Annotated in this window: 10 protein-coding genes; 8 read left to right on the top strand and 2 right to left on the bottom strand. The window is 50.8% G+C overall.

The features are described from left to right. Nucleotides 1-4: 4 nt before the first annotated feature. The 5 genes from BLW37_RS03690 (at nt 5) to glsB (ending at nt 6,280) form a co-directional block, all read left to right on the top strand. Nucleotides 5-655, top strand: a complete 651-nt coding sequence (locus BLW37_RS03690; protein ID WP_091339709.1) for a bifunctional 4-hydroxy-2-oxoglutarate aldolase/2-dehydro-3-deoxy-phosphogluconate aldolase — start codon at nt 5-7, stop codon at nt 653-655. A 280-nt stretch (nt 656-935) separates the two neighbouring features. Continuing rightward, on the top strand, nt 936-2,387 hold the full coding sequence (gene nhaD, locus BLW37_RS03685) for a sodium:proton antiporter NhaD (RefSeq protein WP_091339707.1): 1,452 nt from the start codon (nt 936-938) through the stop codon (nt 2,385-2,387). 156 nt (nt 2,388-2,543) lie between these two features. Then, complete coding sequence (locus BLW37_RS03680) at nt 2,544-3,389, top strand: HDOD domain-containing protein (RefSeq protein WP_091339702.1); 846 nt, start codon at nt 2,544-2,546, stop codon at nt 3,387-3,389. A gap of 44 nt (nt 3,390-3,433) precedes the next feature. After that, nucleotides 3,434-5,287 carry a DUF885 domain-containing protein gene (locus tag BLW37_RS03675; protein ID WP_245785607.1) on the top strand — a complete coding sequence of 618 codons (1,854 nt, stop codon included), beginning with the start codon at nt 3,434-3,436 and terminating at the stop codon, nt 5,285-5,287. A 54-nt stretch (nt 5,288-5,341) separates the two neighbouring features. After that, the gene (glsB, locus tag BLW37_RS03670; protein WP_091339701.1) at nt 5,342-6,280 is read left to right on the top strand and encodes a glutaminase B; all 939 of its coding nucleotides are present in this window, start codon (nt 5,342-5,344) and stop codon (nt 6,278-6,280) included. A gap of 25 nt (nt 6,281-6,305) precedes the next feature. Here glsB and BLW37_RS03665 read toward each other — a convergent pair whose 3' ends face one another. Beyond that, nucleotides 6,306-6,905 (bottom strand): hypothetical protein, encoded by a 600-nt coding sequence (locus tag BLW37_RS03665; RefSeq protein ID WP_091339698.1) that lies wholly within the window; start codon nt 6,903-6,905, stop codon nt 6,306-6,308. A gap of 121 nt (nt 6,906-7,026) precedes the next feature. Between BLW37_RS03665 and BLW37_RS03660 the strand changes: the two genes are divergently transcribed. From BLW37_RS03660 to BLW37_RS03650, 3 genes are all read left to right on the top strand, one after another. Next, nucleotides 7,027-8,037 (top strand): endonuclease/exonuclease/phosphatase family protein, encoded by a 1,011-nt coding sequence (locus BLW37_RS03660; RefSeq protein ID WP_245785606.1) that lies wholly within the window; start codon nt 7,027-7,029, stop codon nt 8,035-8,037. 104 nt (nt 8,038-8,141) lie between these two features. Next, a complete protein-coding gene (locus BLW37_RS03655; protein WP_091339694.1) occupies nt 8,142-10,016 on the top strand; it encodes a propionyl-CoA synthetase in 1,875 nt (624 codons plus the stop codon). Nucleotides 10,017-10,087: 71 nt separating this feature from the next. Further along, on the top strand, nt 10,088-10,621 hold the full coding sequence (locus BLW37_RS03650; RefSeq protein WP_245785605.1) for a DUF1543 domain-containing protein: 534 nt from the start codon (nt 10,088-10,090) through the stop codon (nt 10,619-10,621). Here BLW37_RS03650 and ggt read toward each other — a convergent pair. Continuing rightward, a complete protein-coding gene (gene ggt, locus BLW37_RS03645; protein ID WP_091339691.1) occupies nt 10,579-12,309 on the bottom strand; it encodes a gamma-glutamyltransferase in 1,731 nt (576 codons plus the stop codon). The genes BLW37_RS03650 and ggt overlap by 43 nt on opposite strands. Between the last annotated feature and the right edge of the window lie 96 nt (nt 12,310-12,405).

The raw sequence follows: 12,405 nt of genomic DNA, 5'->3' as shown, positions 1-12,405 counted from the left end.
TATTATGGCATTTGAAAATTGGCAATTAGACCCTGCAACCTTGTTTGCGCAGGGCCCTGTAGTTCCAGTGATTGTAATCAATGATTTGGCCGAAGCAGTGCCTATGGCCAAAGCTTTGGTTGCAGGTGGTTTGCGGGTGTTGGAAGTCACGCTTCGGACACCAGTGGCGATGGATGCCATCCGATTACTCAGTAAAGAAGTCCCGGAGGCCATTGTCGGCGCCGGAACGGTTACTTCGTCCGAGCAGTTGCAGCAAGTAATTGATGCCGGTGCCCGTTTTGCAATTAGCCCCGGCATGACGCGTGAACTACTGCAAGCGGGTAAGGACTCTGTGATCCCATTAATCCCAGGTATTGCCAGTATTTCGGAGCTGATGGAAGGGTTGGCGCTTGGCTATACCCATTTTAAGTTTTTTCCGGCTGAAGCTGCCGGTGGTGTTAAAACCTTAAAATCCATTCATGGGCCATTCTCGGAAGTGCGTTTTTGTCCGACCGGTGGTATCAATGAAAAGAATTTTCTGGAGTATCTGGCGCTACCAAATGTGGCATGCGTTGGTGGCTCTTGGGTATTGCCAGCAGATGCGATTGCTGTTGGGGATTGGCAAAAAATTACCCAACTTTGCCAAGATGCGCTGGCGCAGGTCGCCAGTAATTAAGCTTTTGACACCCCAGGACTCCCTGCACAGGCCTTGTATGGCGGCCTGCGCAGCCTTATTTTTTGCTCAAAAAAAATTTTTTCCTGCATACTTACCCAGCTGAAATAGCCCAGATTGGATACAGATGTTTAATTTCTGCTACTTTAGTCGCAATCCAGCAATTTATCGCTATTTCCTGGTGTTTTGTCCTGATTTTTCGCTAAACGCTGTGCTACAATGCCGCCGCCTGCAACAGGTAAAAGCTTCCTTTTAACCCGAATGTAAATAGATAGGTCTAACCATGCAAAGTCTCCGTTGCGTGTCGTGGTTGGCTGGTTTGCTGTGTCTGCTATTCAGCACACCGGTTTTTGCTGCATCCGCCGCTCCACTTGATTTAACAAGCTCCCTTGTTGGTTTTGTCTGTATTGCTATTTTTGTCGTCGCTTATGTGTTGGTGATGGGCGAAGAAAAACTTCATATGCGTAAATCCAAGCCGGTGTTGGTCGCTGCTGGTTTAATCTGGATCCTTATTGGCTGGGTTTACATCAGCCGTGATATTCCGGATGTCACCGAGGCAGCATTTCGCCATAACCTGCTTGAATTCGCTGAGCTAATGCTATTCCTTTTGGTCGCAATGACATACATCAACGCGCTGGAAGAACGGCGATTATTTGATGCATTGCGGGCTTGGATGATACGTAAGGGCTTTAGTTACCAGAATCTATTTTGGATCACCGGCTTCCTGTCGTTCTTTATTTCTCCAATTGCTGACAACCTGACCACAGCCTTGTTGATGTGTGCTGTGGTGATGAAAGTGGCCGAAGGAGATAAACGTTTTATCAACCTCTGCTGTGTCAATATTGTCATTGCTGCTAATGCGGGTGGTGCCTTCAGTCCGTTTGGCGATATCACCACGCTGATGGTGTGGCAGGCCGGCCTGGTTCGCATTGATGAGTTCCTGGTGTTGTTCTTCCCCGCTTTGGTTAATTACCTGATCCCGGCTGCGGTCATGAGCTTTTTTGTCGAGAAAAGGCAACCATCCGCAGTCTACGAAGATGTCGAGTTAAAACGTGGCGCGCTGCGTATTCTTACTTTATTTCTGTTGACTGTTGCGACGGCTGTGCTGTGCCATAGCTTACTGCATTTACCCCCTGTTCTGGGCATGATGATGGGCCTCGGTTACCTGCAGTTCTTCGGCTATTTCCTGCGCATGACCTTGCCTGGATCGTTAGCACGTAAAAGGGCAATGGCCGAGCGTGAAGGCGATCAGGAGAAACTGAAGCGCCTCGGTGGCGTGGTGCCTTTCGATGTTTTCAGCCGTGTATCGCGGGCTGAGTGGGACACCTTGTTATTTTTCTATGGAATCGTGATGTGTGTGGGCGGGTTAGGCTTTCTGGGCTATCTTGGTTTGATGTCTGATTTATTGTACGAGGGCTGGAATCCGACCTCGGCCAACATTCTGCTGGGCGTCATCTCAGCGGTCATCGATAACATCCCAGTGATGTTCGCAGTGCTTGCGATGCAGCCTGAGATGTCGCATGGTCATTGGTTGCTGATCACCTTAACCGCTGGTGTTGGTGGCAGTTTGCTGTCGATAGGATCCGCCGCTGGCGTGGCATTGATGGGGCAGGCGCGAGGTTATTACACCTTTTTTGGACACCTGAAGTGGGCGCCGGTGATTTTCATTGGCTACATTGCCAGCATTGCAGTGCATTTGTGGCTAAATGCAGACTTGTTTCATATCTACGACTAAACCCGGCAGGCAGCAGTCACACTGCTGCCTGCTTTTCTGCTTGCTCGCTATCGCGAGGCCATCGCTAATCTGTTATTCTCATTCAAATTTCATCATTTGCCAGCCAAAAGACTATACTTAACCTACTGCTGGCCAACCACTGCCGGAACTTGTCTGATGAACGCACTACAGTACGCTGAAAATGTTACCGAAGTTTTTGTGTTTCCAGATGCTTACCTTCGAGTGAAGCAACTACTGGAGTCTGAACGCGCCGACATGGATGAGGTGTCGGAAGTCATCCAGCTTGATCCGTCCCTGGCCAGTAAAATTTTAAAGCTGGCCAATAGCGCTATTTATAACTTACCCAAAAAAATTGATACCATCAGCAAAGCCTTGGTAGTGCTAGGGGCTGAAACCATCTACAACTTGGTGATTAGCTCCGCAGTGATCAGTGTTTGTGAGCAAGTCAGTCACAGCGCTATCGATATGGACAGATTCTGGGAGCAAAGCGTCCATAGCGCATTGATAGCTCGCGCTTTAGGCAATAAAGTTGCCCCACGGCAGAGTGAACAGCTCTATGTGTCAGGCTTGCTGCATAATATTGGTGAACTGGCTTTGTGCCAGTTGGATCCTGAACTAGCCAAAGCTTGTGAGCAATACAGTGCTGATGAAAAACCCTGGCAGTGCCAACGGCGCGTACTTGGTTTTACCTATGCTGAGTTAAGTGCTGCTTTGCTGCGACTTTGGCAATTACCGAACTCGATCATTGAACCCATCGCTTTGCAGCATCAGCCCGATAAACATTTACGGCAGCCGGCGGTATTGTTGTTAAATATTTCTTCCCGAATGGCATTGGCGAATGTTCATCCTGAACTGTATAAGCAAACTAATTTACTGGATCCTTTTGTACTGGAAGTTTTGGGCATTATTCAGCCAGACTTGCGGGCAGCATTGGATTTTTGCAACAGTGAGGCGCTCTACCTACTTTCTGTCCTCAATCCTAAAGCCGGTATTTTGTATTAACTGGTTTTGATCTTCAGCATATCCTTTAGATACAAGGAAATATCATGGTGCGTTATTCCGTTCTTGCCGTTTCTCTGTCGTTACTGCTTGCCGGCTGTCAGCCAGCACAACACACTGATCAGCCTACAGTGACAGAGCTTGCTGAACAACAACAACACAGTGAGCGTTTAACGCGCTGGTTCGATGAAAAGTATGAAGAGCAGTTGCAGCAAAGCCCCTTGATGTTGACTTTCCTTGGCCGAAAAGATCGCCAATTTGATGTGGATGACATGAGTCTGGCTGCGCAGGATGCACAACTTGCCTGGAAAGCCGCCACGGTAACGGAGCTTACCAGCAGTTTCGATCGTGCTTTACTCACCAATGAAGCCAAGACCTCTTATGATTTATGGCTTCACCAGTATCAGCAAATGAAGGCGTCAGCAGATTTCCGCCATCACAATTATCTGTTTAATCAGATGCAGGGCATGCATAGTTTGTTGCCGCAAATCATGATGAGTTTTCATCAGGTTGAAAGCAAAGAGGATATGCAAGCGTACATTGCACGCCTGGAAGGGATCAGTGTTGCCCTGCTGCAGCTGTTGGAGCAAGCTCAGCAATTTACCGAGCAAGGTATCCGGCCGCCACGTTTTGCCTATGAAGGTGTGATCGAGCAGGTAGAAAACCTGTTACGCGGTCAGCCGTTTGAGCTGGAATCTGAACAGGTAGCACCGCTATGGCAAAATGCACAGCAAAAGATAACTCAGTTACAGCAACAGCAACTGCTGAATGATGATGAAGCCAGTATCTTGCAGCAGCAAGCCAGAACAGCCTTGACCGGCTACTTTCAACCGGCTTACCAAAAACTGCTGGATTGGTTGCAACAGGAAGTGGTTTTGGCCGCAGTGAATCCAACCGGTGTTTCTACTCATCCTAATGGCCGGGCTTACTACAACCATATGCTGCAGGTTTCAACCACAACCAGCATGACCGCAGATGAAATCCACGAGTTAGGCTTGCAAGAGGTGGAGCGTTTAACGGCGGAGATGGAAAGCATCCGCCAACAGGTTGGCTTTGATGGCGACCTGCATGAGTTTTTTGACTTTATTCGAACCGATGATCGTTTCTTCTATCCAGACACCGATGAAGGGCGTCAGGCTTACATCGATGATTCAGTCGCTTTTCTAGCTTTTATCAATGAACGGTTGCCAGATTATTTTGGTGTGCTGCCAAAAGCTGATTTGGTAGTGAAACGGGTAGAGCCATTTCGCGAACAACCTGGTGCTGCCCAACATTACTTTCCAGGTACACCGGATGGTTCTCGTCCTGGCGTCTACTACGCGCATCTGTCGGATATGCGTTCCATGCCGAAAAATGAAATGGAAGCCATTGCCTACCATGAGGGTAACCCTGGCCATCATATGCAAATATCCATTGCGCAAGAGCTAACGGATATTCCCCGCTTTCGTACTCAGGCCAACTTTACGGTGTACTCTGAGGGCTGGGCGCTGTATTCCGAATTGCTGGCCAAAGAAATGGGCGCTTATCAGGACCCATACTCGGATTTTGGCCGTTTGGTAACCGAAATGTGGCGGGCAGTGCGCTTGGTGGTAGATACCGGCTTGCATGCCAAAGGTTGGACGGAAGAGGATGCCATTGCTTACTTCCAGCAATACACGCCTATTCCTATTGAGGCTGTGCGTTCTGAAGTGCGGCGCTATCTGGTGATGCCTGGCCAGGCGACTGCTTACAAAATAGGTATGATCCGTATTCAGGAGCTACGCGCTATGGCGGAGCAGGCTCTGGGCGAGAACTTTGACATTCGACAGTTCCATGACACTGTGTTGGGTGGTGGTGCTTTACCGCTTGATTTGCTGCAGCGACGTGTTGAAGCCTGGGTCGCAAGTCAGCAACCTGGATGATTTTTTTTGCCTGTCCCACTCACTTGGGGCAGGCGCTTTCAAAATGAGTAGTGCATGGAAGGAACACCAAAACAACCCTCCAATCTATCCTTGTTGCTGCAAAGCTTGTTGCAAGAGGCTCGGCAATTACCCGAGCAAGGCAAGGTAGCAAACTATATACCGGCTTTGGCCGCGGTAGCGCCTGAGCAAACAGCGATAGCGGTTGCTACGCTGGATGGTAAGCTGCATACGGCTGGCGATGCTAGTCAGTGTTTTTCCATCCAAAGTGTGTCAAAAATTTATGGCCTGGTATTGGCCATGAACCGGCTGGGTGATGATGTCTGGCAACGGGTGCATATGGAACCTTCCGGCCAGCCCTTTAACTCCATTGTGCAGTTGGAGTGGGAGCATGGCATTCCGCGTAACCCCTTTATCAACGCCGGTGCCATTGTCGTGGCGGATATGCTGGTTTCACACTACTCAGCCAGTAAAGCTGCCTTACTAAACTTTATTCGTAAATTGGCCGGCACTGAGCAGATCTGGGCCGATAACATCGTCTATCAGTCGGAAAAAGAGCATGGCAACCGCAATGCTGCCCTGGCTTATTTGATGAAAAGCTTTGGCAATATTGAAGCGGAAGTGCCGCAGGTGCTGGATCACTACTTTTATCAGTGTTCGGTGGAGATGAGCTGTGAGCAACTTGCGCGTAGCCTGGTGTTTCTAGCCAACCGAGGGCTCGATCCCTGGACTGAGCAGATGATCTGCAGCCGGCGTGACGCGCATCGGGTCAATGCCATTTTATCCACCAGTGGTATGTACGACCAATCCGGTGAGTTTGCTTTCACTGTTGGCTTACCAGCCAAAAGTGGGGTTGGTGGGGGCATTGCTGCTATCGTTCCTAACTACGGCGTGATAGCGGCCTGGAGTCCGCGCTTAAACAGCTTTGGTAACTCCTGTCGTGCTATGTTTATGGTGACCCGTCTGGCTGAGCAACTCGGCTTATCGGTGTATTGAAAAACGGGCCAGAGGCCCGTTTTGCTTACTCGGTATCTTCATAGCCCCAGGGCGTTGGTGGCAAGTCCACTGGCTTGGTCAAATCAAAGTCAACTCTAAGCTCACGGCCTTCACGCGTTAGACGGTAGGCAAAAAACTCCCCCGGATAGATGTACATATGCCAGGTATTCCACAGCGACTGAGGCTGACGCCGACGGATAAAGTCATGCTTGGAAAAGTCATCAGCCGGAAAGGACTGGGCATGCGGCCAACCTGCATTCACGGTATGACCACCGTACATGGTTGCATTATCCGGCACGCCTTCTTTGGTGCGGTGATCGTGTTTTAGTTGAATACCAGAGCCTGTTTTAGTCAGGATCCAAGTCCGAGAGTGGTCGTTACCTACATGAAAGGGTATTTCCAGCCGATTGTCGCTACAGTGACGAACATGCATCACCAATCGATTTTCAGTAAAGGTTTCAACACCGGTAAAGTTGGCTTCGGTGACCCTGCCTTCAAAGGCCTGGCCACAATAGCGGGCGATGTTGTCGAAAAACTGATCCTGAGCCGGGACCGAGACTTGTTGGGCAAATAGCTGGCAGCTGCAGGCCGCCAGCGCAAAACTAACCGCAAGTTGTTTTACCATGAGTAGGGATTTCCTTTATAGTTATCGTGGTTTTATCGCATGGTACCCAGTCTGGCACTGAGGTGCAAATGCCTGGTTCCGGATCCAGGTACTTTCAACGAATAGAATGGTTAGCTTAGTCATGTTGTCTCTATCCAGTTTTCGTGTCGCCAGTGTGAATCTGCTCAATTACATCGAGCCGCCACTGGCGAGTTACGAGTACGATGCTATCTACACTCAGCCACAGTGGCAGCAAAAACAGCTGTGGTTGCAGCACTTTATCGAGCAACAACAGCCCGATATCATTGGTTTTCAGGAGGTCTTTAGCTGCGATGCGCTGAAACAACAACTTCAGGCGCTGGGTTATCCATATTTTGTGGTGGTGCAACAGCCAGAGCTGATAGCCGACTACATTTATCATAAACCGGTGGTGGCATTGGCGTCGCGCTATGAAGTGAGCTCTTGTGCTGCCCTGGCTGCAGATCATGGGTTACTTGATGCCGCAGGTTTGTCTGGTTTGCAATTTAGCCGTCAGCCACTACGCGCAACCGTTCAGTTACCTGGCTTTGGCGCGCTGGATTGTTGTGTGGTGCATTTAAAGTCCAAGCGGCCTCAGCTTGAACCGGCTTTCTTGGTTGAGAATCATCAGAACCCGCTGCTGGCAGCTTTTGGTCGTTGGGCGTCGACCGTTCAGCGGGGGACTGAAGCACAGCTCCTGATAAATGCACTATGCAGCAGGCGGCAGCAGCACCGATTGCCACTGGTGTTGATGGGGGATTTGAATGATACACCCAGCGAATCCTCGTCCTTATCGATTCTAAGCCAGGCCGGTGAGCTCTGGCAAAAGCAGGCCAGTGCCAATGCGATCGATGCATCTGGCTGGAATCCGGTGCGATTGCACGATGCCTACCTGTTGGCCAAGCAGCATCAGTTAACCCCTGGCGCCCGGCCAGCCACTCATTACTATGGCTCCAAGGGTTCGGTGCTGGACTATATCTTATTATCGGATGAATTTGATAGCCTGCATCCGGCCTGCCGGGCCGATGTGCTGAGTTACCAAACCTTCGACAAACATCTGGTTCGGCCAGATTACAGTACCGATGCGTACAGCAGCGATCATGCACCTGTGATGGTTCAACTCCAGTTGAGGTAATACGCCCATAGTCTAAGTTTCAAAGACGTTGATCTGAAGTACAGTAGTCCAAAGAGTCCTTATAAATTATAAGGACAACGATCAGCAACGGATGGAGCAGGGCAATGACGAGCTACCAGGCACATTATCAAACGGCCATGGCCGATCCTGAAACTTTTTGGCTGGAACAGGCAAATAAACTGCCCTGGTTTCGGACACCAACTCAGGCTTTAGAGCAGTTGTCTGCCAATAGATACCGCTGGTTTGCTGATGGCAAGCTCAATTGCAGTTACCTTGCGCTGGATCAGCATGTGGCTGCCGGCCGCGGCGGGCAGACAGCGTTGATTTATGATTCCCCGGTCACCAATACCCGGCAAAGCTACAGCTACCAACAACTGCTGCAACAAGTGCAGCTATGTGCCGGTGCCTTGCAGCAGCTTGGGGTGAACAAGGGTGACCGGGTGGTGATTTATATGCCAATGATCCCGGAAGCCGTCATTGCTATGCTTGCAGTAGCGCGGCTTGGCGCCATTCACTCTGTGGTGTTTGGTGGCTTCGCAGCCCACGAACTGGCTGTGCGGATTGACGATGCTTCGCCCAAGGTGATTATCAGTGCCAGCTGCGGCATTGAAGTCAATAAAGTGATTGCCTACAAACCCCTGCTAGATAAAGCTTTGGCTCAGGCCGTTCATCAGCCGGTTGCCACCTTGATAGTACAGCGTACGCAGTTAGCCGCTGAGCTGAAACCAGGGCGCGATTACGACTGGCAGCAAACCTTAGCGAATGCCAGCTCGGTTGAGGCAGTTCCTGTGGCCAGCGATCATCCGCTGTATATTTTGTATACCTCGGGCACGACCGGTAAACCAAAGGGAGTGGTGCGCGATCATGGTGGCTATGCCGTAGCACTGAACTACAGCATGAGCGCTATTTACAATGTACAGGCCGGCGATGTTTTTTTTGCGGCATCCGATGTTGGCTGGGTGGTGGGCCATTCCTACATCGTCTACGGTCCCTTGATTGCTGGTTGTACCTCGGTGCTGTATGAAGGCAAACCGGTAATGACTCCGGATGCGGGGGCCTTCTGGCGCCTGTGCCAGCAGTATAAAGCCAAAGTTTTGTTTGCTGCGCCAACAGCGTTTCGTGCCATTCGTAAAGACGATCCGGAAGCTCAATTGCTGGAGCAATACGATTTAAGCGCACTGCACTGCATTTTTATGGCCGGTGAGCGGCTCGACCCGGCGACTTATGCATGGACACTTGCCAAAACGGCTAAGCCAGTGATTGATCACTGGTGGCAAACCGAAACCGGCTGGCCCATTTGTGCCAATCTCATGGGGATTGAAGCCTTGCCGGTAAAACCGGGTTCTTCTTCTGTGCCGGTGCCCGGTTATTGCATTGAGGTGTTGGATGATGCAGGGAAACGACTGCCAGCCAATCAGCAAGGCAACATTGCTATCAAACTGCCAATGCCGCCGGGCTGCCTGCAAACCATTTGGGGTAATGAAGCCCGCTTTGAAGCGGGTTACCTTACCAGTTTCCCGGGCTACTACAGCAGTGGTGATGGTGGCTACATCGACGAGGAGGGTTATGTGTTTATTATGGGCCGGACCGACGATGTGATCAATGTGGCCGGCCATCGCTTATCGACCGGGGAGATGGAAGAGATCATTGCCCGTCATCCGGCGGTGGCTGAGTGCTGTGTGATAGGTATCGCCGATGCGTTAAAAGGCCAGCTGCCTTTTGGCCTGGTCATGGTGAAAAATGGCAGTGTCATTTCCCCGGAGCAACTGGAGCAGGAGTTGGTGGCCATGGTTCGAGAAGATATTGGCGCTGTGGCCTGTTTTAAGCAAGCCAAAATTGTGCAGAAATTACCAAAAACCCGCTCCGGTAAAATTTTGCGTAAAGTGCTGCGCGAGATGGCCGATGGCCAAACGCCGCAGGTGCCATCTACCATTGAAGATCCAACTTGCCTGGATGAGATCCGCATGCACTTACCCTGAACCCGGCAATTGGCAGTAAGCCTTGAACTGGCTATACTGCCGCACAAAATGCTGGGGGAGAGCGAAGTACTATGTCGATGGAACTGGATCTGTTTATGGTGATGTTGGGTGGTTCTCATCCAAAAGCCAATACCGAACTGCACGATGTGGTCTTTGTTGCAGGCGAGCAGTTGCAGCAAACCTATCCGCAACTGCGCCAGTTGTGGTTTGCAGAACCCAAAGGGCTGCATATGGATGCCTGGATGCGGGTTCGTGCTGTCGATGGCTTTAAGCTGCAGCTCGTTTCTGAGCCCGTTAGTCAGCAGTACAGGTTGTTTTTTTTAAATCTGGGCGGTTACCACGATGCGGTCTTTGGCGAAGATCACCGTTATTTGCTGGTGGTGGCCAAAGACAAAGCCGAAGCCAAACAAAAAGGCAAAGCCAGGCAACTGAACAGTTGGGATAAACCGCATACCGATAATGTCTTTGCTGTTGATCAGTGTCTTGAAGTACAGCAGGTGGGGGATTACTTTGTGCAGTTAACCGCCACTGACCAGCCTGATGACCTGCTGTTTGAGAATGTTTACATTGTACTGCCTGCAGCTGATACGAAGGGGCCAGTCTGAGCCGGCTTAGCCGGTTCAATCAGTATGGCCACTCCACGACCACGCGGATCCGCCACTGCGGCAGTACCATCTGTTGTACGCTGAATGGCCTGTATATCGCCAAGGCTCCAGCGCTGCAAGTTTAACCGGTAGCCCATAGCTGTCAGCTGTTGCTGTACGTCGTCGCTCAGTGGCTGATACGGCTCGATGGCAATTTGATCTTTGGGCAGGAGCTGATGGTGAAAACGCGGCGCTGCTACAGCATCTTCGAGTGACATACCAAAATCATACAGATTATTTATTACCTGAAAGACCGAGGTGAAGATGGTTGAGCCGCCAGGCGTCCCAATTACCAGCCGTACCTTGTTATCCTGCACCAGTAAGCTGGGCGTCATTGACGATAGCATCCGTTTCCCCGGCTCAATGGCATTGGCATCGCCACCGACTACACCAAAGGCATTGGGAACACCAGGTTTGATGGCAAAGTCATCCATTTCATTGTTCAGTAAAAAGCCAGCGCCAGTGACCACGACACCACTGCCAAAATCCAGGTTCAGCGTGTAGGTGTTCGAGACAGCATTGCCAGCATGATCGACAATGGAAAAATGCGTGGTTTGTGGTGATTCTAATCCTGGCTTTACCTGCTCAGTTGGTGAAATGGCCTTTGGGTTAATTTCACGGGCCCGTTGCGCCAAATAATCCGGTGCCAGCAGCTGTTGCTGCGGGACTTGGGTAAACGCCGGATCACCCAGATAATCGGCCCGATCAGCAAATACCCGCTTGGAAATTTCTGCCAATAAATGCACATACTGCATTGAATTATGGGATACACCAGCAAAATCTTGCTGTCGGTGCTGCTTTAAGCTCAGCAACTGACTGAGCGCAATACCACCCGAGCTTGGCGGTGCCACCGTAATGAGATGGTAATCACGCCAGGGGAAAATCAGCGGCTCGCGCCAAATGGCCTGATAACGGGCTAAATCTTCGGTGCTGATTAAACCAGCACCACGCTGCATTTCAGCAACAATCAGCTCGGCCGTTGTGCCCAAGTAAAAGTCGTCTGCCCCCTGTTCGGCAATGCGGCGCAGGGTTGCCGCCAGCTCGGGCTGCTGAAACAGCTGTCTGGCACTCATGTCAGCAAAGTAATCGGCGAAATTGGTTTTGTCCTGATAACGCTCCAACGCACTGCCGCCATACTGCTGCAGATTATCGGGCACCACAAAGCCTTGTTCCGCAAGCTCAATGGCAGGTTGCAGCAAATCAGCCCAGGGCAGGGAACCAAAGCGTTGATGCGCCTGCCACATGCCCATCACAGTGCCGGGTACGCCGGATGCCAAATGGCCCAGCAAGCTTAGATTATCGATCACCTGTCGATCGTCATCCAGATACATATCACGGCTGGCAGCAAGCGGAGCAGTTTCGCGGTAATCAAGGTAATAAGGTTCACCCTCAAACCAAATGATCATAAAGCCGCCACCGCCGATATTGCCTGCTTCAGGATAGCTGACCGCGAGGGTAAAAGCTGTGGCGATGGCGGCATCCACCGCATTGCCTCCCTGGTGTAGGATCTGTTGTGCTGTTGAGGCGCCATAGCGATCCGGACTGGCGACAGCAGCATATTCTGCTGATGGCTCCGAAGCAAACACAGACATTAGTGGCAGAGCACAGGCTAAACCGCACGAAAATAAACCAAGTCGAAGGGGTTGCATAGGCAGATTCTCTTTATTGAACAGTTACAACCTGCTGTCTCGTTGCCTGCTCTTGTCTGAACAGTATATGCATTCAACGTCGTAGTGGGGATCATC

This window comes from Alkalimonas amylolytica (assembly GCF_900107845.1).
GTDB classification, from domain to species: Bacteria; Pseudomonadota; Gammaproteobacteria; order Enterobacterales; family Alteromonadaceae; genus Alkalimonas; species Alkalimonas amylolytica.
The sequence above is the reverse complement of the archived record's forward strand: the minus strand, read 5'-3'. Positions and strand labels throughout refer to the sequence as shown.